At 31.9% G+C, this 25,419-nt stretch carries 10 protein-coding genes; 1 reads left to right on the forward strand and 9 read right to left on the reverse strand.

Annotated features, from left to right (window positions below; genetic code table 11):
• Positions 1 to 77: 77 nt before the first annotated feature.
• From BMX42_RS04385 to BMX42_RS04405, 5 genes are all read right to left on the reverse strand, one after another.
• Positions 78 to 1,277 (reverse strand): PDZ domain-containing protein, encoded by a 1,200-nt coding sequence (locus BMX42_RS04385; protein ID WP_091309325.1) that lies wholly within the window; start codon positions 1,275 to 1,277, stop codon positions 78 to 80.
• A 7-nt stretch (positions 1,278 to 1,284) separates the two neighbouring features.
• On the reverse strand, positions 1,285 to 1,779 hold the full coding sequence (locus BMX42_RS04390; RefSeq protein ID WP_091310882.1) for a GNAT family N-acetyltransferase: 495 nt from the start codon (positions 1,777 to 1,779) through the stop codon (positions 1,285 to 1,287).
• 345 nt (positions 1,780 to 2,124) lie between these two features.
• Positions 2,125 to 2,388: a hypothetical protein gene (locus tag BMX42_RS04395; protein ID WP_091309328.1), complete on the reverse strand. Its 264-nt coding sequence runs from the start codon at positions 2,386 to 2,388 to the stop codon at positions 2,125 to 2,127.
• Positions 2,389 to 2,457: 69 nt separating this feature from the next.
• Complete coding sequence (locus BMX42_RS04400; RefSeq protein ID WP_091309332.1) at positions 2,458 to 6,822, reverse strand: T9SS sorting signal type C domain-containing protein; 4,365 nt, start codon at positions 6,820 to 6,822, stop codon at positions 2,458 to 2,460.
• 1,584 nt (positions 6,823 to 8,406) lie between these two features.
• A complete protein-coding gene (locus tag BMX42_RS04405) occupies positions 8,407 to 12,261 on the reverse strand; it encodes a T9SS type A sorting domain-containing protein (protein WP_091309335.1) in 3,855 nt (1,284 codons plus the stop codon).
• A 318-nt stretch (positions 12,262 to 12,579) separates the two neighbouring features.
• Between BMX42_RS04405 and BMX42_RS04410 the strand changes: the two genes are divergently transcribed.
• Positions 12,580 to 15,618, forward strand: coding sequence for a ligand-binding sensor domain-containing protein (locus BMX42_RS04410; protein ID WP_091309339.1), 3,039 nt, complete (start codon positions 12,580 to 12,582; stop codon positions 15,616 to 15,618).
• 4 nt (positions 15,619 to 15,622) lie between these two features.
• On the opposite strand, the gene BMX42_RS04415 is transcribed toward BMX42_RS04410, so the two are convergent.
• The 4 genes from BMX42_RS04415 to rpoB form a co-directional block, all read right to left on the reverse strand.
• Complete coding sequence (locus BMX42_RS04415; protein ID WP_091309343.1) at positions 15,623 to 16,249, reverse strand: response regulator; 627 nt, start codon at positions 16,247 to 16,249, stop codon at positions 15,623 to 15,625.
• A gap of 274 nt (positions 16,250 to 16,523) precedes the next feature.
• Positions 16,524 to 16,832, reverse strand: coding sequence for a DUF3467 domain-containing protein (locus BMX42_RS04420; RefSeq protein WP_091309347.1), 309 nt, complete (start codon positions 16,830 to 16,832; stop codon positions 16,524 to 16,526).
• Between the two features lie 161 nt (positions 16,833 to 16,993).
• On the reverse strand, positions 16,994 to 21,304 hold the full coding sequence (gene rpoC, locus BMX42_RS04425) for a DNA-directed RNA polymerase subunit beta' (RefSeq protein WP_091309352.1): 4,311 nt from the start codon (positions 21,302 to 21,304) through the stop codon (positions 16,994 to 16,996).
• Positions 21,305 to 21,538: 234 nt separating this feature from the next.
• A complete protein-coding gene (rpoB, locus tag BMX42_RS04430) occupies positions 21,539 to 25,351 on the reverse strand; it encodes a DNA-directed RNA polymerase subunit beta (RefSeq protein WP_091309356.1) in 3,813 nt (1,270 codons plus the stop codon).
• Positions 25,352 to 25,419 lie beyond the last annotated feature (68 nt).

The following is a 25,419-nucleotide window of genomic DNA, read 5'->3' on the forward strand; positions in this document are numbered from 1 at the left end:
AAAACTTTAATCCCATTTGATATTCCTAGATTATTTCTAACCAGATCATTTCTGGTTTTATTCAATTGTTGACATAATTAAAACAAGTCATTTGTAATAAAGTAAATTTCATGAGAAATATTGTTTCTGCTAAATTTTAGTTTTATTTTTTGATTATTTTTTGCTTTATTAAGAATAGAAAAGTCTTTTATATCATTCATACTAACGTCGTTAACATGAGTGATAATATCACCTAGTTTTAATCCCTTTTTTTCTACATCAGAGCCTTCAAATAATGAAGTGACAATAAACCCAACTCCTATATCTGTTCTATCTATATAACTAAAGCCTAGATTATAATTAATTGGTTTTTTGTGATAATTAGCATTTGGTCTTAAATACATGTACTTATTTTCAAAATCTAAGATAACGTCAAAACGTTCAAAAAAACCATTTCCTATTAACCCAACATAGCTTCTATCTGACAAAGCTCCAGTCTTATTATTTGAATAACATATTATTTCTTTCTTAATACCAAAATCACTTAATGAAATTGATTTCGTTGTAAAAAAAGAAAACGAAGCAAAACCACCAATACCTGCATTACTTGAATTACAAATTACTTGATTCACAATTTTATCATCCAAAGCGTTTTGCACAGCCGTTTCATTTGTGATATCTATTACGCATCCAGCACCTAAATCTATCATAAAATCTCCTTCAATAGTTGTGTCTTTAATAGCATTTATTGAGGCATTTACAAAATATCTATTATTAACTTTCCTTATAGAAATCTTTTTAAAATCTTTTACCATTTCTTCATTAAATGATTTAAAAACAAATAGTTTTTGATTAATATAATCTATCAGAATCGTTTTATTTGTAAACGTTGCATTTCCAATGATTCCATCTATTTTTTTTCCAATAATTGGTCGTAATTGTAAAATAGGTGTCATTGGAGATTTTAAATTAAAATTATTTATTTTGTAATAAATACTATCTCTAATAACTCGAATTCTTTCTTCTTTAATACCTACTCCACTAGTTTTCCCATAAGCTAATGCTCCAAATTTCACTTTACTTTTTGCTATAAACACACTATCTAAATACAGTCCGTCTGCTCCAGTATCGAAAAGAAAATTGGCATTAACATTTGCTATATTTGATTTTATATAAATATGTGAATCGTACTCTATGTTTACACTATCAGACAAACTGCTTAAATCAAAACTTGATACAACTTTACGCGATTTACATGAAATGACTAAAAAAGCAATTAGAAATATTATCTTCTTCATAAATAAATTAAAATTTCAATTCCATTTGATAATCGTCCATAATGTAGTTATTTCCGATATCAATTACTTCTTCTATTGTGATTGAAAACCCTAATTTTTGATAGAAAAATTGTGCTTTATTGTATTTATTTACATTTAAAAACACGCCTTTTTGATGATTACTTTTGGCGATTTTAATCACCTCATCAATCATAAATTTTCCAAAGCCTTTTCCTTGGGTTTCTGGTAATAGATAAATTTTATGGATTTTCAACAAACCTGTTTCTTTACAATTGAATTCGTAGGCCACAAATCCAACAATATTATTATCTTCAAAAAGCAATTCTATAATTTGCCCTTTATCCATTTGATTTTCTAAACTTTCAATAGAATAAAAGTTATCTAACATGTAATTTAATTGCTCAACAGATAATATTTCGCCATAAGCGGACGGCCAAATCGCATAAGCCAAATCTTTAATAATTGGCAATTGGTTTTTGTTTATTTTTTCTAAATGTATCATTTGGAAATCCATTTTAAATCGAATCAAATGTAAGAAAAAAAGGACTAATCAAAAGGCCAGCCCATTTTAAAAATTAAAGCATCCAAATTATGTGAAATATATACAATAAAAAAAGACCCTCACTATTTAAAGCAAAGGCCTGATTTGGAGATTTTTAAAACCGTATTAGTAAATAATTTTTCTTACTTCTTCTGTATTATCTTTTAAAGTAACTTTTACAATCAACATCTATTTGTTCTGTTCAAAGGCGTAATTTGATAGTCTTGGTTATTTACATTGTTTTTTTATACTGATGTAAAATTCTATTGTCAAATTTATTTCTGCACTCTTGTGAGTCCAAATGTTTTATCTACTTTCTATTGCAGATATATATTTTGCATGATTTTTAAAACTTAAAGACAGCCTTATATTTCTGCCAAAATTTGTATACGCTTTAATATCTTTAAACTTTACACACTCCTTACCAAGTATTATCTTAATGTTATAAAAATCTAAATTTACATCTAGAATCTTTTCTTTAACACTTTTTATAGAAAAATACACCGTATTATCTATGATTACATATTCAACTCCTTCTTTGAATAGTTTACCTTTTGTGATTTTAGCCATTTATTAAAATTTTTATATTTTGCTTTTAACTAGATCTCATATTAAAGTTAAGATTGGTAAAAAATAATATTAATAAATAATTTTTCTTACTTCTTCTGAATTATCTTCTAAAGTGACTTTTACAACCAACATACTACTGGTTCTGTTCAAATTAGTAATTTGACAGTTTTTATCATTTACATTGTTTTTATTTAATAATAATTTTCCCAAAACATCAAAAACTACAATGTCTTTTATTTTTAATTTCCCAGATTCAACAGTTAATACATTGTTGTCATAAATGGTTAATTGATTCGTAACTTCAGAAATATGGTTTACATCATCATTTTTAGTATACCTTAAAACAAACCTATCTTTAGTTGTTCCTTTATTACCGGTAAATGAATAAGGCGCTTCTTTTAAATTGAAAATCACATTTAATAATTTATCTTCTAAATAAATGTTTTGATTCGTATCTAAAAATAATCCATCCACGCTACTCAAAGCAATTTTGTATACTCCTTCTTGAGGAATAGTTACACCAATATTAATTTTATCATTATTATCGAATGGTAATTTTCTACCTTGAATTAACATATGTTCTTCATCAATTAAAGAGAAGATATTAAAAGAAAGTTTTTCATTTGAGAAAGCATCGAACAATCTATCTTTTTCATTTGTAGCATTTTCAACATAACCTAACAATGATCTTACGTTAGTTCCTGATGACGAAACTAAATCGAACCAAATTCTGTGTTTTTCTAATTCTTTAGCATTTTTATAAAACTGTGAATTATTATACGTTTCGCTTCTCAAAGTATTATTGAAAATTAAGTTTTCAGTTGCACCAGCAGATGTATGTAACATAGAAACAAAGAATCCTTGACCAGCAGCAATTCGTCCATTAAATACTCCATTACCACTAGATGCACCTAATGAGTTATATGTGATATAATCAGTTGGTGTATAGTTATAAGAATAATCACCATAAAACGGGTCATTTGTAGCATTAGAAGGTAATGAACCGTGTGTCCAAATATTAACAAAACCAGCAATATTAGTGTTCAAGATTAAGAAATCAATAGCATTAATTGCAGATGGATATGGGTTTCCAACCAAATTCCAGTTATCGTCGTCTTTAGTTCCAGGAGTTGTTGATGCTCCAGTAGCATAATTTACACCATCATAACTTCCTCTACTAATTGGAATAGTAATATCTCCATTATTAGGAACTCCAGTAAATGTGGCTGTATAATCTGTTAAAGCTGAAAGCGAATAAGAATCTGGAGCTCTTACACAATATCCTTTTCCTAAAACCATCGTTTCATTTGTTAATCTCCAATTTCCAAATTCATTTGTATTTCCTGTAATTGCAGGTATCCAATCATACTGATAACCTAAACTAGTTCCTGGAGAAACAGCAGTACTGGCAAAACCAGCAACTGGAGAAGACCAGTATACATAATCATGTTTTCTAACGTTTGCCGTTCTTTTGTATTGAATATTTCCAACGTTTGTTACATTGTTTATTTGTACGATACTTGCATCATCTTCCACAATTAAAGTTCCGGTAGGATTTACATTAATTACATCAGTTATTTTTAAAGTATTTGTTGCCGTAACATTTAAACTTGCATCGGCATTTACGGCTAAATTTAACCCTAATGCACTATAATTTGTTCCTCCAACAACTGGTTCATTAGCAGTATCTGGAATTACAACGCAGTCTGTACTTACTGGAACTCCAGCTGGTGTCCAATTAGACGGATCGTTCCAATCTGCACTTGTAGTACCATTCCAAACTTTATTTATTCTTACATCTAACGTTTCAGTATGGCGACAATCTTCCGTATAATTGTATACCCCTGTTGCAGTATAGTTGACACCATCTACTGACCAAGTATAATTATCACATGCTGACACTGTAGTTGTAGTATTAGTAGGAGCAATATACGTTCCGTTAAATTCATCCGCGCCAATATCTGGAGTAGTAATATTTCTTGCATCGCCATCAAAATCAGTAGTAATACCAGCAATAGGTGTTCCTCCGCTTTCAATTAACATAGGAACAGTTGTATCAATATGTAAAAAGTTTGGGTTCGTACCTACTGTTGAAAGAAATGTTGGGTCTTCAGTTACAGAGCAAACATCTCTTGGCGTTACTCTCGCTTTATATGCTTTTAAAGTAATATCTGTATTGGTACCATCTGTAAAAATGGTACTTCCGAAAAATAAATTAGTATTAGAAGCCGCATTATAATTTGTTAAATCTGTAGTAGAACGACGGTATGCTGCTGCTAAACCCGTACCATTAGGTGTGGTTTTATTTACGAAAATATTATTTCGCATGGTAACGGTTCCTGCAGAAGCAGAATCATAAACAGCACTAGAACCAAAGTTTGATCCTGCACTCCCTCCACTTAACCATACCGTATTATGAGAAACATCAATAACTCCTCCTGCAGTAGCTGCTACATTAATACCTACTAATGGATTAGCCCCATCCGCATTAGTTGCTCTTAAATCTCCAACAAAATTATTTTGAAGATTAATTGTTGATGCTGTTTCTGCATAAATCCCCGAAACTGATCCTCCAACATTTGTAGCCTCTAAATTATAAATTTTATTTTTGAATATATCCAAAACACCACTATTTGACGAAGTTATAGAAAGGTACAAACCAGTAACTTGGCTTGCTCCTGTAGAACTTAAACCACTAATCGTATTATTTTCAAATCGCTGACTACCACAAGCAGCAGATTCAATTCCTCTTATGGCTCCTCCACCAGTAACGTTTGTAATCGTGTTATTCGACACATTGTTAATCGTATTCATATTAGACCCAAACACCTGCATTATGGCAATATAATTAGTACCTCCCACAATATTGGTAAAGGTATTATTAGACACATTTTTCATAGATCCATAGGGCGCTACTGAACCAAATTGACCACCATCATAATTACGCCAACCATAAACAGTCGTTGCACCAGTTAATGTAATATTGGAAAAATTATTCCCTGTATTGATATCCATTACTGAAGATGGCGAATTTAGGGTAGCTTGGTAAAAAATTAGATTACCTCCAGCACCTGTCTTTGTAAATCCTGTTACAATGGCATTATTGTTTACATTACAAATGGCATTAGCAGGACGTACCACATTATGATTAAAAAAAGTAACACTACCAGTTGTATTCATAGTCATATTGGTAAAAGTGTTGGAATTCATATTTTCCGTCAAATTTCCCACAACATTATTGATAAAGAAAACTTGACCTGTACCTGCAACAGTATGTCCAAAATCATGAAAATCATTATGAGAGATACTCAAACTCGTAGTAGCACTCCCTGTTGTATTTTCAACAGAAACCCCATGTAATACAGTACTAGCAAAACCAGCCTTCATGGAGATGCTATTATAATCAATCACTTGTGTTAAAGTACCAGTTGGTGCATTAGAAAATGATTGCACATAAATTCCTCTAAAAGTACCTGCAAAAGCATACCCACCAACAGAGCTGGTAATACTATTATGAGAAACCGTAAAATTAGCCGTATTTCGCACTAAAATACCATAACATGTACCAGAAACATTTGCAAAAGTTGATAATGAAATATTGGTTCCGAAATCAGTAATAGTATTTCCAAAACCTACACCTCCAATAGTTAGTGTTTGGTTATGATCTATAGCTGCTTTTGGCCCAACTACAACAATACCCATATTCACATTAGAAATGTTATTGGATAAGATACTCAAACCCGTATTACTACCAGTTGTAGCGGTAACATCTGTTAAAGGCGCAGCGTCAGTATGCGTGGAATTACTGTAAATACCATAACTATTACGATACGTTCTGTTTAAAGAAATGGTATTCCCTTGTATGGTGTTATTCTGTGCGCCATTTGTTGTTGTTAAATACAACAAAGCGACACCCCATTCTGTCATAGTATTGGATGCCGCAGGAGTAAGTACAGTATTACCTCCATTTTCCTGCATCGTAAAATTACGAATCGTTATATAATCAGCCCCAACTAATTTGAAAATGGCATTATTCAATTGACCTGCTGTCTGGAGAGAAGCTGTAATAGTACTTGTAACCCCTTCAATAATAATCGTATTTGTGGCATCGCCCTGAGCCGTAATACGAAAACCTCCTGCTGGAGCAGTTTCATTACCTGTTAAAGTAATCACAACTGGACTTGAAATCGTAGCCGCATTTAATGCGGTTATTGCATTTGCTAAACTGGTGTAAGTAGGCGCCAAACCAGAACCACTGTTTGTAGTTACTTGCGCATTACTCCACGCAGTCATCAAAAATAATAAACAGAAAAACCAATTTGATTTTTTAATACTTTTCTGTGTAGAAACTTTATTTTTAAGATTTCGAACACGCTTCTCACCTGAAGGCAACTCCCCTTGGACTTTACCTAACGAATTGTAGTTTTCATTCATAAGTTTATTCTATTTAATTGGTTTCAGATTTGAGTTTGTATTGAGTGTTTATTTACTTTTTTGTTTTTTTAAGATAATTCTATTTTTTTGTTATAAAAATATCAAATAATCTATTTTAATGAACTAATAATACATATATCACAAATATAATAGCATAATAATAAATAATTCTTAATTATACGTAGTAATAAAACTACATTGATGTAGAATTAAGACTACAAACAGATGTGTTATAGAGTAAACATATGATAAGAGGTAAACAAATAAAAAAATGAAGGATAATGAAATTGACTCCCGACAATTTGAAGATTACATCACTAAATACTCTTACAACGTTGGCGTTAATAACCTTTGCAGCAAAGTATTGTAATACCTAAAATAAAATCGTATTAAAGCAACCCCTCAGCTATAATACCATACCTTCAGCAGGAGCCATTTCATTACCTCTTAATATAAACCAGAACAGATATTAGGGCCATTCAATCTAAACCTCTTTTTATTCAATTGGGATTTTAAAAAATAGTCGATTTTTTTTATCAAAAGTTAAATCTTATTTTTATGTTGATGATTTACATTTTTTTTACACTTTATCTTAAATAAAATGCTATTTTATTTATTGTTAATCTGGCGGAAGATAGCCTACTACAACTTTTAACTCAACTATAATTAACCACCAATACAGAAAAGCCTCCCGCCTGATTCAACATTTATTTTTATTCCAATGGAACTGTAATACAAAAAACAAGAAATCATTTAAACTTCTAAACATTAAAAGAACTTACATTACAATTAAGAATGATTAAAATATACTAGCTACCAATAAAAAGGAGCAATAAAACTACAACCATATGGCATTACCACTACATAAGGATAAATTTTGAGTAAAAACATCCATAAAGTGAGAACACAAACAAAATTTCAAATAGTAACTAAATAGGCCCCTACCAATATGAGGAAGGCATTACTAAACACCTTGCATTACTTGCAGTAATAACATTTTCAACATCTTGGATAATAATTATAATACAGCATCCCCCCAGAGCTGCAATACAAAATTCTCCCGCAAGAGCCATATTTAAGTTTACTAAACAAAAGAAATTAAAGTCTTTTCGTTTTTTTTAATATGATTATTTTAAAATCATTCTTTAGATTTTTCTTTTGATGTTTTATTTAAATGAATTAAATAGAATGATATTTTTATTTATTGTTAATCTGGCGGAAGAAATAACCTCTTATAACCCTAACTAGTTTTCCATTCTTCATAACAAATGGAAACAGAAAAGCCTTCCGCCTGATTTAACTTTTTTGATTTTTATAAAAACTATATTTACCTTTCACTTAACTATAACAGAAGTAAAACACTCCTAATAATTTCCTTAAGTATTTAAATAATGTCTGTTACAAATATAGCTGGATAAAATATTTGTTACCATCAATAATATGTAGTAATAAATCTACATTGATGTAGAAATAACACTACAAACGCACTGATTTATAACATAAACCCACTTATAACATAGATATCCTAACAAAAAATGGACTAACCTTTCGATTAGCCCATTTTTAAGATTATTTTACTTGAAATTATTTTTTAAAGATTTTAATTTCAGCTTGCTTATTATCTTCTGATTGTAATTTCACAATATACATTGCAGTTGACAATTCTCTTAAATTAATTTCAACCATTTCAGTATTAGGTTGAATTGATTTAACCATTCTTCCAGACACATCAAATATTTGAACACTAGTAATGTTTCTATTATGTCTCACATTAAATGTTTCAACAACTGGGTTTGGATAGTAATTTAATTCTGCTAAGTCAAAACTCGCATTTCCTAAAACTACTGTTACGGTAACTTGAAATGCAGAACTTACACAACTCCCATTTACTGAAACCGCGAAGTAATCTTCACCATCAACTAATTGCGTACTAGGCGCAATAGGATTTGTTCCATTTGCAGCATCTAACGCCGTTGGATACCAAATAATTCCAGTTCCAGAAACTATGATATCTTCAATTGTTACATCAGAAGCAACACCTCCATTAATCACTTGAGTTGAAGCTCCTGTTGGCGTTGTAGCCGTATTAATAGTTAAGTCTAACGTTCTAGTTAAACAGTTTGTTATTGAAGTATATGTTCCTCCAGTTGTATAAATAGTTCCATTTGCTGACCAAGTGTATGAATCACAAGCTGAAACCACTTCCGTTGGTAATGATGAACTTGAAGTAATTGTTAAATCTAATGTTCTTGTTACACAGTTTGTAGTTGAAGTATAAATTCCACTAGTTGTGTAAACTGATCCATTTGCTGACCAAGTATACGAATCACAAACTGAAACAACTTCTGTTGGCAATGATGAACTTGTAGTGATAGTTATTGTAAAACTATTCTCATCCGTACAGTTTGGCGTTGTTCCTGTTTCTGAATACACATAAATAGTTTGTGTAGCAGTAATATTGTTTCCTGCACTCAAAGCTGTTCCTGTTCCACCAGGAGCTGTGAAATAGTTACCAACTGTTAAAGCTGGAAGTGTATAACTATCACAAGCTGTTACATTTGCTGGAGCATCCGCAACTGGCGTAGTATTGATTGTTACTAGGAAAGAATTCTCATCTGTACAGTTTGGCGTTGTTCCTGTTTCTGAATACACATAAATAGTTTGTGTAGCAGTAATATTGTTTCCTGCACTCAAAGCTGTTCCTGTTCCACCAGCACCTGTGAAATAGTTACCAACTGTTAAAACTGGAAGTGTATAACTATCACAAGCTGTGACATTTGCTGGAGCATCCGCAACTGGTGTAGTATTGATAGTTAAATTTAAGATTTCGGTATAATGACAATCTGCAGAATAATTGTATATCCCTGATGTAGTATAGTTGATGCCATTTACTGACCAAGTATAATTATCACATGCTGACACTGTAGTCGAATTAGTAGTAGGAGGAATATACGTTCCGTTAAATTCATCCGCGCCAATATCTGGAGTAGCAACATTTCTTGCATCTCCATCAAAATCAGTAGTAATACTAGCAATAGGTGCTCCCCAGCTTTCAATTAATGTAGGTATAGTTGTATCAATATGTAAAAAGTTAGCATTCGCACCTACTGTTGAAAGAAATGTTGGATCTTCTGTTACAGAGCAAGCATCTCTTGGTGTTACTCTGGCTTTGTATGCCACTAAAGTAGCATCTGTATTTGTACCATCTGTAAAAATGGTACTTCCGAAGAATAAGTTGTTATTTGAAGCGACTGCATATGTACTCAAATCTGTAGAAGAACGACGGTATGCAGCAGCTAAACCAGTACCGTTAGATGTGGTTTTATTGACAAAAATATTATTTCGCATCGTAATAGTTCCAGTAGTTACAGAAACAGCACTAGTACCAAAGTTTGTTCCTGTACTTCCTCCACTTAACATTACTGTATTATGAGAAACATCTACACTACCTGTTGTAACTGCGATATTAATACCGTTTAATGGATTGAATCCATCTGCATTAGGTGTTCTTAAATCGCCAATCATATTATTTTGAACATCAATTGTTCCGCCAATTAAATTAATTCCATTTATACTTCCTGCAGCATTTGTGTTTTCTAAATTATAGATTTTATTCTTGAAAATTTTTTGTGTTCCAGAGCCACCAATATTCATTCCATTAACAGCAGCCCCTCCAGAAGAAGTTAACCCATTAATCTTATTATTTTCAAATATTTGACTACCATAAAACAAACTTTCAATTCCAGTTATAGCCCCACCTCCTGTTATATTAGTAATGGTATTATTAGCAACCATACTGGTTGTTGAATTAGAAGACCCATTTACAAATAGCAATGTTGTAGCACCAGTACCACCTATAATGTTAGAAAAAATATTATTAGTTATTGTTTTAGTGGAACCTGAAGCTGCACTACCATCAATACATCGCATGCCAGTAATAGCTGTTGCTCCAGATAATGTAATATTAGAAAAATTATTATCACTAAAAGTTTCAGTTACTGAAGCTGGTGAAACTCCACCACTTAAGTAAAATGTTAATGCCCCTCCTGCTGACTTGGTAAATGTCCCTACAATACTATTATTATTCACATTACAAATGGCATTTGCAGGCCTAACTACTAAATGATCAAAAAAAACAACAGTACCTGTTGTATCAATATTTAAGTTGGTAAAAGTATTAGAATTCATATTTTCAGTCAAATTCCCCATTCTATTTACAACACAGTAAAACGCTGCATTACTACTTGCTGTCGTAAATGTTGAATTCGTAAAATTATTATTGGAAATACTCAAACTAGTGTCAGTACTTCCTGTACCAGTTTCTACATGAATAACATACGTCAAAATTGAGGCCGGACGCATAGAAAACGTATTATGATCGATTACTTGAGTCAAAGTACCAATAGGAGCATTAGAAAATGTTGGTATATAAATTGCCTTGAATTGAGCACCAGTTGTTGCAATATATCCCCCATCAGAACTATTGATTGTATTATGTGAAATTGTATAATTAGCCGTATTTCTTACTAAAACGCCATAACTTGAACCAGATACATTTACTGGAGTACCAAAGGGAACATCAGTACCAAAATTAGTAATTGTATTTCCAAAACCTGCACCACCAATTGTTAGTGATTGATTGTGATCAGCAGCAGCCGTTGGTCCAACTACTGCAATTCCCATATTTACATTAGAGATTATGTTAGATAAAATCCTCAAACCTGTATTACTTCCTGTAGCACCAGTTGCTGTAGCATTTGTTCCTTGTGTAGTTTCAGCATGTGTTGAATTACTGTAAATACCAAAACTGCCACGATATAATCTGTTTAAAGAAATGGTATTTCCTTGAATAGTATTATTTTGTGCCCCATTAGTTGTTGTTAAATACAATAAAGCAACACCCCATTCTGTCATTCTATTAGTTGCAGAAGTTGTTAATGAAGTATTTCCTGCATTTTCCTGCATGGTAAAATTACGAATGGTTACATAATCTGCTCCAACTAATTTGAAGATGGCATCATACAAATTACCATTTACACCTATCAATGCAGCCGTAATTATACTTCCAGATCCCTCAACAATAATAGTATTCGTAGCATCACCTTGAGCAGTAATACGATACCCACCTGCAGGAGCTGTTTCGTTTCCTGTTAAGGTAATCACCACCGGACTTGAAATCGTAGCTGCGTTTAGGGCCGCTACCGCATTAGCTAAACTGGTGTATGTAGGCGCTAAACCCGAACCTCCATTCGTGGTTACTTGCGCACTACTCCACACAGCCATTAACAACATAATTAACATTACTAAACTAAAAAACCTATTTGGTCTTTTAACATTAGTATGTTTAAAATCTGTACTTGTCATAAAACTCACATTACTCTCTGTACCTGAAGATAATACCCTTTGGTTTTTACCTAACGAATTGTAGTTTTCCTTCATAAGTCTATTTGTTTTAATTGGGTTACTGAAAAATAGTTGTGTTTAGTGGTATTAAAAATTGACATTATTTGAGGTTGGTACTTTACATTCTCTATCTAAATTCAGTAGATATTTCATACTGTATTCCAATAGCAAGAAGACTATCTAATTTATTTATAGTGTTTTAAAGAACGTCTACTACAAATATAGCAGGATAAAATATCGGCAATTAGTAATATGGTGTAGTAATAAACCTACATTGATGTAGAATTAATACTACAAGACTATAAACAATAGTATAAATCTTTGTAATTTTGGAGAAACAATTAGGCAATAAAAATGAAGATATACCCGTCCTTTTATTACTATTTCATTTTACTTTTGTTATTTATAAACAAAGGGATTGGACAGGATAACCATTCTGCTCGTTGGTATACGTCAGATAATAATGAACTCCCACAAAGTAGTATAAGTTCCATTGTAAAAGACAAATACAATTTTATATGGATGACTACCCAAAATGGATTGGTGAGATATGACGGAAATAATTTTCAAGTATTTAACTCTTCAACCGTAAACTTAATCGGAAATCGTTTTGGAAAAATTTTAGGAAACATAGAAAAAGATAGTTTATATTCTAATACAGAAAAAGAAAACGAATTAGTCTTAATTAATCAAAGAAAAATACAAAAAACAACCAAAAGAAAACTTCCTTATTACCTTACAAGAAATAAGAAACGTTTTTATTTTCATGATGGGCTACCTTCAATTTTATCCATAAACCCAAACGACAGATACTGTATTAGATTAACTAATGGAAATTTTTATTTTGTTAGCACGGAAGGAATAGATTTTTGTGATGCCAAAATGAGAAGCATCTATAAGATTGCATTTAAAAATAATAGCGTTTTTAATTTTTTCACCATTAATGACACGCTTTATTACTTAAATGAAAAAGGGGAATATTTTTGTTTTTCACAAAATAAAAAATCATTTGGAAAACTCGACTCTTCATTGTTTAAAGACAAGTATAAATTGCATTGGAATATTCCTAGCAATCAGGTTTTTTTAAATATTAAAAATAAATTATATCTCATAAAAGCTCAAGATTATAGTTTATCTGCGACGCTAATTATTGACTTCAAAGATTTTGACAAAAGCAATATCACTACTGTTTTTTATGATGACACAAACCAAAAACTGTATTTAGGTAGCGACACAAATGGTTTGTGTATTATTACTTTCCCTTCATTTAAAACAGTGAAAAAAAATTCGTTAAAAATGGATGTTTTCTATGCTTCATCTCCTTTTAATGATAGTTCAATCATCACTTCTGATGGATTGATTATGAATGACAAAAAGATTATTGACAGTATTGCTTTTGAGAAGATTACCTATAATGAAAGGATAACTATGACAAAAGATAACTATCAGAACTTATGGATTGTCAGAAGAATGAAGCTCATGTGTTATTTGAAAGAAACAGGCTATAAAAAACATGTTGAGTATAATTTTAACCAATTTATCAGAACTTTATTTAAAGACCAAAATAATGTGATTTGGATTAATTTAGACCAACATGAAGACCATATGAAAAAACGCTATTATAAGGCGAAACTTTATTATATAACCAAATACAATGAAAAACCAAAACTAGCCACAAACTTAAATACAAATATAAGTTATATTGCACAATATGACACGAAAACATTCTATCTTGGAAGTGAGAAAGGATTGTATAAATATAACATAATTACAAAGAAGTTAACTTTCATTAAGAACACAGAGAAAATAAATATACGTGGTATTTTTATTGATAGTGGTAAAAAAATATGGATAACAACTTATGATAAAGGTTTTTTTCTGTATTCAGATAATACTATATATTCTTTTCCAAAAGATAAAAATGGTTACCTTAATTCTTCTCATTGTATATTAGAAGATAAAAAGGGCTTTTTTTGGATACCTACAAACAAAGGACTTTTTCAAGTATCAAGAAAAATGTTACTAATGTGCTGTACAGATAAAAAGAGCAAGAACACAATATATTACCATCATTATAATAAAGAAAATGGTTTTTTAACTAATGAGTTTAATGGGGGTTGTCAACCCGTTGGAAACTATCTAAAAAATGGCAACATCGCTTTACCATCCATGAATGGTATGGTGTTTTTTAACCCTAACAAAATCAAACCTTTAATCCCTAATAAAGAATTGTTCATCGATAACGTTATTACGGATCAGAAAACTATACATCCGAAAGACACTATTATGTTGGAAAATAATTTTCAAAGGATACAATTTTTTATTGATTATGCCTATTATGGAAATTCGAATAATTTAAATATTGAAGCTAGATTAACGGGTACAACTATTGGTAGTTGGGAAAAAATAGGAGATGACAGATCCATCTCTTTTACTACTCTTCCTCCAGGAAATTACACATTAACCGTAAGAAGTCTTTCCGGTTTTGATTCTGTTTATAGATACAAAACAATGACTCTAATTGTTCCACCTCTTTTTTACCAAACCTTATGGTTTCAAATCTTATGTTTTCTTTTATTCATTGCCTGTATCATCTTTTTATGGTACATGCGTTTGTATTATCTAAAAATGAAGAACAGACAATTAAAAGAACTTGTCATTCAGAAAACACAAAAACTAGCAAAAACTATTGATAAACTAAAAAAAGCTAAAGACAATTTAAAACAAGAAGTAGGTCAACAAGAGCGCTTGGTAAAAAGCATTAGTCATGATATCAAAAGTCCTTTAAAATTTTTATCTTACACGGTTCGTCATTTATTTGATTCTAAAGAAATACAACAGGATGAGAAACTAAAACAGAAGGTTGAATCTTTACATATTTCTTCTAGTCAATTATACGAATATGTAGACAATTTGGTTAGATATTCTACCATATTTATTGAAGGAAAAAAACTGGAAGACAATCCTTATTCATTACATGATCTGATACAGGAAAAAATCTTAATTTTTGAAAAAATAGCAGCGTCTGAAAAAACAGTAATTATTAATAATACTTATGCTGAAAAACACATCAAAACCAACAACAAGGTATTATCTATAATTATTCACAACCTGATAGATAATGCTGTAAAAAACACTAAAAACGGTACAATTGAGCTACGTTCTAAAACAACAGAAAAACAACTTTTCTTAACTGTAAAAGATACTGGAAAAGGTATGAATCAGGATGTTGTTGAGTATTATTTGAATTTTTCTAAAAATCCAACATTAAAAAACTACCATCAAGGATTGCATATGATAATAGAACTTTTGACTATTATTAATGGAGATATTAAAATAACTAGCGAAATCAATGTAGGAACAACTATTGAAATAATAACAGATTACATTTAAAATTTTAATTATAACTTTTATAAATATCGATTAACTCAACTAGATTATTGATTTTAAGCTTTTCGAAAACCCTTACTTTATATGTGCTTACTGTTGACATATGAATATTGAGTTTGTTACAAATTTCTAGATTCCCATTGCCATTTACCAGTAATTCTACAATCTCAAATTCTCTTTTAGACAAATTTACTAAAGGATTCACAACTTTTTTATTCAAACCTGCATTCGCAATTTGAAGAGCTATTTCGGTAGGAATATATTTTCCAGTTTCTAAAATAGAAGTTACAACTGTTATCATTTTTTCTTCACTACACAATTTATTTAGATAGCCATTAGCACCAGAAATAATATATCTGGATGCATATTGCTCTTCTTCATAGGCAGAAAAAACTAATACTTTAACGGTAGGTTGAATAATCTTTATTTCTTGAATCATCTCAGTATTCTTACCACCAGGAATATTAATATCCAAAATAACCAAGTCAAAAACTTGTTTTCGTAACATATTAATAGCTTCAAAGAAATTTTCCGCATTGAATATTTGTAGGTCCTCAATCTTTTCCTTTAAAAGTATAGAAACACCTGTACGCACAACTAAATGATCGTCTATAATCAAAAATTTTTTTACCATGCTTTTTGTTGTTTATCTCGTAATAGCACATTCAAACATTTCAAAAACTAACTAATTTAAATTATAATATTACTTGAATATTACTAAATAAATTAGAGTTTCGATCTCAACTCTTATAAACATTTGCTTTAATAAAAGTAAAAATAATATCTTTTAAATAATGGTTTTTTTGTGTTAAATATTAATTCTATTTATAAGAATATTGTTAGATTTTTTATTTAAAAAACCTTAATATAAAAGAAAAAACCTTCAGTTTTTGAAGGTTTTTCTTAAATCATGCTTGTCCGGTTGGCCCAAAATTTAATGGAATTGGCGGGTGTTCTTCTTCTTTAATTTGTCCGTGTGTACTTTCAAATCTGTGAATATTTTCGTTTAAAGCTTTTAATAATCTTTTAGCGTGTTGTGGCGTTAAAATAATTCTTGATTTTACTTTAGCTTTTGGCACACCTGGCATTAACGAAATAAAATCTAACACAAATTCTGTATTAGAATGATTAATTATCGCTAAATTAGAATACGTTCCTTCTGCAACTTTTTCGTCTAATTCGATATTGATTTGACCTTCTTGATTGTTATTTTCCATTTTTATTTTTTTTAATATATAAGCCCTATCAGTTTTTGAACTATTTACAAACCCATATCGTGTTGTTAACTATACTACAAGATTAAGTATAATTTTGATTAAAAAAAAACCTAACAGAAAAAAATCTGTTAGGTTTTTATAATTATATATGCTTATTGAAATTAGTAGCTGAATTCTTCTTTTCCAGCCATTAACTCACTGTATTCTTCTTTAGAACCTACAAGAATATTATCATAATCTCTCATACCAGTTCCAGCAGGAATTCTGTGACCAACAATTACATTTTCTTTCAATCCTTCTAATGTATCTATTTTACCAGCAACAGCTGCTTCGTTTAATACTTTAGTAGTTTCCTGGAACGATGCTGCAGAAATGAATGATTTCGTTTGTAACGATGCTCTTGTAATACCTTGTAATACAGGTGTTGCAGTCGCAGTAATTACGTCTCTTGCAGAAACTAAGTTTTTATCTTCACGTTTTAATAATGAATTTTCATCTCTTAAGTCTCTTGGAGAAATAATTTGCCCTGGTTTTAAATTAGTTGAATCTCCAGCATCTTCTACAACTTTCATTCCGTACAACTTATCGTTTTCTAGGATAAAGTCTGAAGTATGCGCTAATTGATCTTCTAAGAATAATGTATCACCTGGATCTTGGATTCTTACTTTTCTCATCATTTGACGAATCACAACTTCGAAGTGTTTGTCATTGATTTTCACCCCTTGTAAACGGTAAACTTCTTGAATTTCGTTTACTAAGTATTGTTGAACAGCAGATGGTCCTTGAATTCTTAAGATATCTTCTGGAGTAATTGCTCCGTCTGATAATGGAGTTCCTGCTCTTACGAAGTCATTTTCTTGAACTAAGATTTGAGCTGAAAGCTTCACTAAATATTTCTTAACATCTCCGAATTTAGATTCAATTGATAACTCACGGTTACCTCTTTTCACTTTTCCGAAAGTAACAACACCATCAATTTCAGTAACAACTGCAGGGTTTGAAGGATTACGAGCTTCTAACAACTCAGTAATTCTTGGTAAACCTCCAGTAATATCACTAGCTTTAGATGAACGACGAGGGATTTTTACAAGAATTTTTCCTGCTTTAATTTTCTCACCATCATCAACCATAAGGTGAGCACCTACAGGTAAATTGTATGATCTAATTAACTCACCATCTTTACCATAAATATGTAAAGTTGGAATTAATTTTTTGTTACGTCCTTCAGAAATTACTTTCTCTTGGAAACCTGTTTGCTCATCAATTTCAACCATGAATGATTGACCTTGTTCTAAATCTTCATAAGCAATTTTACCTGTAAATTCAGATACAATTACACCATTATAAGGATCCCACTTACAGATTGTTGCACCTTTTTCAACTACATCTCCGTCTTTAACAGAAATTGTAGAACCGTAAGGAATATTATGAGTACTTAATAAAATACCTGTATTAACATCAACTAATTTTAATTCAGTAGAACGAGAAATTACGATATCAGCAGTATTACCTTCACCATCTTCTCCTTTAACTGTTTTTAAATCTTCGATTTCAAGTCTACCAGCAAAACGAGCAGAAATTCCAGCTTCTTCAGAAATACCTCCGGCAACCCCTCCAACGTGGAAAGTACGAAGTGTTAACTGTGTACCTGGCTCTCCAATTGACTGTGCAGCAATTACACCGACAGCTTCACCTCTTTGTGCCATTTTACCTGTTGCTAAGTTTCTTCCGTAACATTTTGTACAGATTCCTTTTTTAGCTTCACAAGTTAATGGTGAACGAACTTCTACTTTTTCAATTGGCGAAGCGTCAATAGCTTTAACAATTGCTTCCGTAATATGTTCTCCAGCGTGAACTAAAACTTCAGAGTTGAATGGATTTACAACATCTTGCAATGCAACACGTCCTAAGATTCTTTCTCCTAATGTTTCAACAATTTCTTCGTTTTTCTTTAATGCAGAAACTTCTACACCTCTTAATGTTCCACAATCTACAGAATTGATAATAACATCTTGAGATACATCATGTAACCTTCTTGTTAAATATCCTGCATCGGCAGTTTTAAGAGCCGTATCCGCTAATCCTTTACGCGCACCGTGAGTAGAAATGAAGTATTCTAAAATCGATAAACCTTCCTTAAAGTTAGAAAGAATCGGGTTTTCAATAATTTCACCACCACCTGCAGTTGATTTTTTCGGCTTAGCCATTAATCCACGCATACCAGTTAACTGACGAATTTGTTCTTTAGAACCCCTTGCACCAGAGTCAAGCATCATATATACCGAGTTGAAACCTTGTTGGTCTTCACGGATATTTTTCATTGCTAATTCTGTTAATTGTGCATTGGCAGAAGTCCAAATATCAATTACCTGATTGTAACGCTCATTATTTGTGATAAGTCCCATGTTATAGTTCATAGAAATACCTTCTACTTGTACACGAGCATCAGCAATTAATTGCGTTTTTTGTTCTGGAATTCTAATATCACCTAAACTGAATGACAATCCACCTTTGAAAGCGAATTTGTAACCCATATCTTTCATATCATCTAAGAAAGCTGCTGTAGTAGGTACATCAGTTACCGCTAAAATTTTACCAATAATATCTCTTAAAGATTTTTTTGTTAAAACTTCATTTATATATCCTGCAGCTTCAGGTACTACTTCATTAAATAATACTCTACCTGCTGTAGTTTGAATAATTTGGTTAACTAACTCTCCGTTTTCGTTAAAATCTTTTGCTCTAATTTTCACTCTAGCATTTAATTCTAATCTTCCTTCGTTTAAAGCAATATTTACTTCTTCCGCAGAATAGAAAGTTAATCCTTCTCCTAAAATTTTCATTTCTGGAGTTGTTAAACGTTCTTTGGTCATATAGTAAAGACCTAATACCATGTCTTGAGAAGGAACCGTAATTGGCGCACCATTCGCAGGGTTCAAGATATTGTGAGACGCTAACATTAATAATTGTGCTTCCAAAATTGCTTCTGGACCTAAAGGCAAGTGAACTGCCATCTGGTCACCATCGAAATCGGCGTTGAATGCCGTACATACTAATGGGTGTAACTGGATTGCTTTTCCTTCAATTAACTTCGGTTGGAATGCTTGGATACCTAAACGGTGAAGTGTAGGAGCACGGTTTAGTAATACTGGATGTCCTTTGATAACATTTTCTAAGATATCCCATACTACTGGTTCTTTTTTGTCGATAATTTTCTTAGCCGACTTCACTGTTTTAACGATTCCTCTTTCGATTAATTTACGAATAACGAATGGTTTGTACAATTCAGCAGCCATATCTTTTGGAAGACCACATTCGAACAATTTCATTTCTGGTCCAACAACAATTACTGAACGCGCAGAATAATCAACACGTTTTCCTAATAAGTTTTGACGGAAACGACCTTGTTTTCCTTTTAATGAATCTGATAAAGATTTTAATGGTCTGTTTGATTCTGTTTTAACTGCAGAAGCTTTTCTTGTATTATCAAAAAGTGAATCTACCGCTTCTTGTAACATACGTTTTTCATTACGTAAGATTACTTCTGGCGCTTTAATTTCCACTAATCTTTTTAAACGATTGTTACGGATGATTACTCTTCTGTATAAATCATTTAAATCTGAAGTTGCGAAACGACCACCATCTAAAGGCACAAGAGGACGTAATTCTGGTGGAATAACCGGGATTACTTTTAAAATCATCCATTCTGGACGGTTTTCTCTGTTTTTGTTAGATTCACGGAAAGATTCAACAACATTCAATCTTTTTAATGCTTCTGTTTTTCTTTGTTTAGAAGTTTCATTATTTGCAGCGTGACGTAATTTATATGATAATTCATCTAAATCTGTACGAGCTAATAAATCCATAATACATTCAGCACCCATTTTGGCGATGAATTTATTTGGATCTGTATCATCTAAATATTGGTTTTCCATTGGTAAGGTATCCACAATATTTAAATATTCTTCTTCCGTTAAGAAGTCAAGTCTATTTAAAGTTTCACCCTCAGGACCTTTAGCGATACCTGCTTGAATAACTACATATCTTTCGTAGTAGATAATCATATCTAATTTCTTAGATGGTAATCCTAAAACGTAACCAATTTTGTTTGGAAGAGAACGGAAATACCAGATGTGAGCGATTGGCACAACAAGGTTAATGTGTCCTACTCTATCTCTACGTACTTTTTTCTCTGTAACTTCAACTCCACATCGGTCACAAACGATTCCTTTGTAGCGAATTCTTTTATATTTTCCACAAGCACATTCGAAATCTTTAACTGGACCGAAAATTCGTTCACAGAAAAGACCATCTCTTTCTGGTTTGTGTGTACGGTAGTTGATTGTTTCTGGTTTTAAAACCTCACCTCTAGATTCACCTAACATTGATTCTGGCGAAGCCAAACCAATTGTTATTCTGTTAAATCTTTTAACTCCAGTACTTTTGTCTTTATTATTTCTATTATTCATCATAGTTTTTACTATTGATTTATGTGCAATTTAAAATTGATTTTAGTTTTATTATTTATAAAACTAGGACCACGGATTACTTCTCTAAACTTCAATCTCAATATTGAAGTGCTAATTATAAAAATTAAAATTTCTATAAAAAATCGGAACGGATTACGGGACTAAATCCTAAAAACTCTTTAAAATACCAAAGTAGAGAACGTTAAAAACGTCTCTACATTGATAAATTTTATTTATTTATTCTTCTAATCTGATATCTAAACCAAGACCTTTTAATTCATGCATTAATACATTGAATGATTCAGGTAATCCTGGTTCTGGCATAGTTTCACCTTTTACGATTGCCTCGTAAGTTTTGGCTCTACCATTAACGTCATCCGATTTAACAGTCAAGATTTCTCTTAAAGTACTTGATGCACCGTATGCTTCAAGTGCCCAAACCTCCATCTCTCCAAAACGTTGACCTCCAAATTGCGCTTTACCTCCTAAAGGTTGTTGCGTAATTAATGAGTATGGTCCGATTGAACGAGCGTGCATTTTATCATCAACCATATGTCCTAACTTAAGCATGTAAATTACACCTACAGTTGCTGGTTGATGGAAACGTTCACCTGTTCCACCGTCGTATAAGTAAGTATGACCGAATCTTGGAATTCCAGCTTCGTCAGTGTATCCATTAATTTGATCTAATGAAGCACCATCAAAGATAGGAGTTGCAAACTTTTTACCAGTTTTTAAACCTGCCCAACCTAATACAGTTTCATAAATCTGTCCAATGTTCATACGCGAAGGTACTCCAAGTGGATTTAATACGATATCTACTGGCGTTCCGTCTTCTAAGAAAGGCATGTCTTCCTGACGAACGATTTTAGCAACAATACCTTTGTTACCGTGACGTCCTGCCATTTTATCCCCTACTTTCAACTTACGTTTCTTAGCGATATAAACTTTAGCTAATTTTAAAATTCCAGCTGGTAATTCATCACCTACAGAAATTGTAAATTTCTCTCTTCTTAATACACCTTGTAAATCGTTTAATTTGATTTTATAGTTGTGTACTAAATCGTTAATTAATGAATTTGTATGTTCGTCTGTTGTCCATTGTCCTTTTGTTAAGTGAGCAAAATCGTCTACAGATTGTAACATTTTTTTAGTGAATTTTTTACCTTTTGGTAATACTTCTTCACCTAAATCATTGATTACACCTTGAGATGTTTTTCCGTCTACGATTAAGAATAATTTGTCAATTAACCTGTCTTTTAATTCGACGAATTTCACTTCGAATTCCATTTCAAGTTTGTCTAAATCTTCTTTATCTTTAGAGCGCTTACGTTTATCTTTAACGGCTTTAGCAAATAATTTTTTGTCTAAAACTACACCGTGTAATGATGGAGAAGCTTTTAAAGAAGCATCTTTTACATCACCCGCTTTATCACCAAAGATAGCACGTAATAATTTTTCTTCTGGAGTTGGATCTGATTCCCCTTTTGGTGTGATTTTTCCGATAAGGATATCACCAGGTTTCACTTCAGCTCCAATTCTTATCATTCCATTTTCATCTAAATCTTTCGTTGCTTCTTCAGAAACGTTAGGAATATCGTTAGTTAACTCTTCGTTACCTAATTTCGTATCTCTAACTTCTAATGAATAATCATCAACGTGGATAGATGTAAAAATATCATCTCTAACAACTTTTTCAGAAATTACAATTGCATCCTCGAAGTTATACCCTTTCCAAGGCATGAAGGCAACTTGTAGGTTTCTACCTAAAGCTAACTCTCCGTTTTGCGTTGCATATCCTTCACAAAGTACTTGACCTTTCTCCACTCTAGTTCCTTTTCTTACGATAGGTTTTAAGTTGATAGTTGTACTTTGATTCGTTTTTCTGAATTTAATTAAATTATAAGTTTTTTCATCTTCTTCAAAACTTACCATTCTTTGTTCTTCAGTTCTGTCGTACTTAATTGTTACCATATCGGCATCAACGTAAGTTACAACTCCAGAACCTTCAGCATTAATAAGGACACGAGAATCAGACGCAACTTGTCTTTCTAAACCAGTACCAACAATTGGTGCTTCTGGTCTTAATAAAGGTACAGCCTGACGCATCATGTTAGATCCCATCAAGGCTCTATTCGCATCATCATGCTCTAAGAAAGGAATTAATGAAGCAGAAATAGAAGCAATTTGATTTGGTGCAACGTCTGTGTAATGAACTGCAGATGGTGAAACAACTGGGAAATCTCCCTCTTCACGAGCAATTACATTATCAGCAAGAATTTTACCGTTTTCATCCATTTCAATGTTTGCTTGCGCAATCATTTTTCCTTCTTCTTCTTCAGCGCTTAAATAAACTGGAGTTGAAGTTAAATCAACCACACCATCAGTTACCTTACGGTAAGGTGTTTCGATGAATCCCATTCCGTTTACTTTTGCATATACTCCAAGTGAAGAAATCAAACCAATGTTTGGTCCCTCAGGAGTTTCAATAGGACATAAACGTCCGTAGTGTGTATAGTGAACGTCACGAACCTCGAATCCTGCTCTTTCTCTAGATAAACCTCCAGGTCCAAGTGCTGATAAACGACGTTTGTGAGTAATCTCTGCTAATGGATTCGTTTGGTCCATGAACTGAGATAACTGGTTTGTACCAAAGAACGAATTAATTACAGATGATAACGTTTTCGCGTTAATCAAATCGATTGGAGTAAAGACTTCATTATCACGTACATTCATTCTTTCACGAATTGTACGAGCCATACGAGCTAAACCAACACCAAACTGAGCTGATAATTGTTCACCAACCGTTCTAACACGACGGTTAGATAAGTGGTCAATATCATCAATCTCTGCTTTTGAATTAATTAATTCAATTAAGTATTTTACAATCGTAATGATATCCTCTTTAGTTAAAACTTGTTTATCCATAGGAATATCTAAGCCTAACTTTTTATTCATTCTGTAACGACCTACATCACCTAAGTTGTAACGTTGATCAGAGAAGAATAATTTATCGATAATACCACGTGCAGTTTCCTCATCTGGCGGTTCTGCATTACGTAATTGTCTATATATATGTTCTACTGCTTCTTTTTCAGAGTTAGTAGGGTCTTTCTGCAATGTATTGTGGATAATAGCAAAATCTGCTTGATTACTATCCTCTTTGTGTAATAAAATTACTTTTACATCAGCTTCAATAATTTCCTCAACATTATCTTTATCTAAGATAGTATCACGATCTAAAATAATTTCATTACGTTCGATAGAAACAACTTCGCCAGTATCTTCATCTACGAAATCTTCATGCCAAGTGTTAAGAACACGTGCAGCAAGTCTTCTACCAATGTATTTTTTAATACCAGTTTTAGAAACTTTAATTTCTTCAGCAAGGTCGAAAATTTCAAGGATATCCTTATCTCTTTCGAAACCAATAGCACGGAAAAGTGTAGTAACTGGTAATTTTTTCTTTCTATCAATGTATGCATACATTACATTATTGATATCAGTTGCAAATTCTATCCAAGAACCTTTGAAAGGAATTACTCTGGCAGAATATAATTTAGTTCCATTTGCGTGGAAAGATTGACCAAAGAAAACCCCTGGTGATCTATGTAATTGAGAAACAACAACACGTTCAGCTCCATTGATAACGAAAGTTCCGCTTGGTGCCATGTATGGGATTGTTCCTAAATAAACATCTTGCACGATAGTTTCAAAATCCTCGTGCTCAGGATCTGTACAATATAACTTTAAACGCGCTTTTAGAGGAACACTGTATGTTAAACCTCTATCGATACATTCTTCGATAGTATATCTTGGTGGGTCAATAAAATAATCAAGAAATTCAAGAACGAATTGATTTCTAGTATCAGTTATTGGAAAATTTTCCATGAAGGTATTATAAAGACCTTCGTTACCTCTTTCGTCTGATTTGGTTTCTAATTGAAAAAAATCTTGAAATGACTTTACCTGAATATCTAGAAAATCCGGATAATTAGGAATATTTTTTGTCGAGGCAAAATTGATTCTTTCTGTTTGATTAGCAATCATCAATGGATAATATTATGATTAAAAAAAAGTAATTCTTTGTGTATTACACAACATTTAAAATATTTTAT

Source organism: Flavobacterium terrigena (genome assembly GCF_900108955.1).
GTDB lineage: Bacteria > Bacteroidota > Bacteroidia > Flavobacteriales > Flavobacteriaceae > Flavobacterium > Flavobacterium terrigena.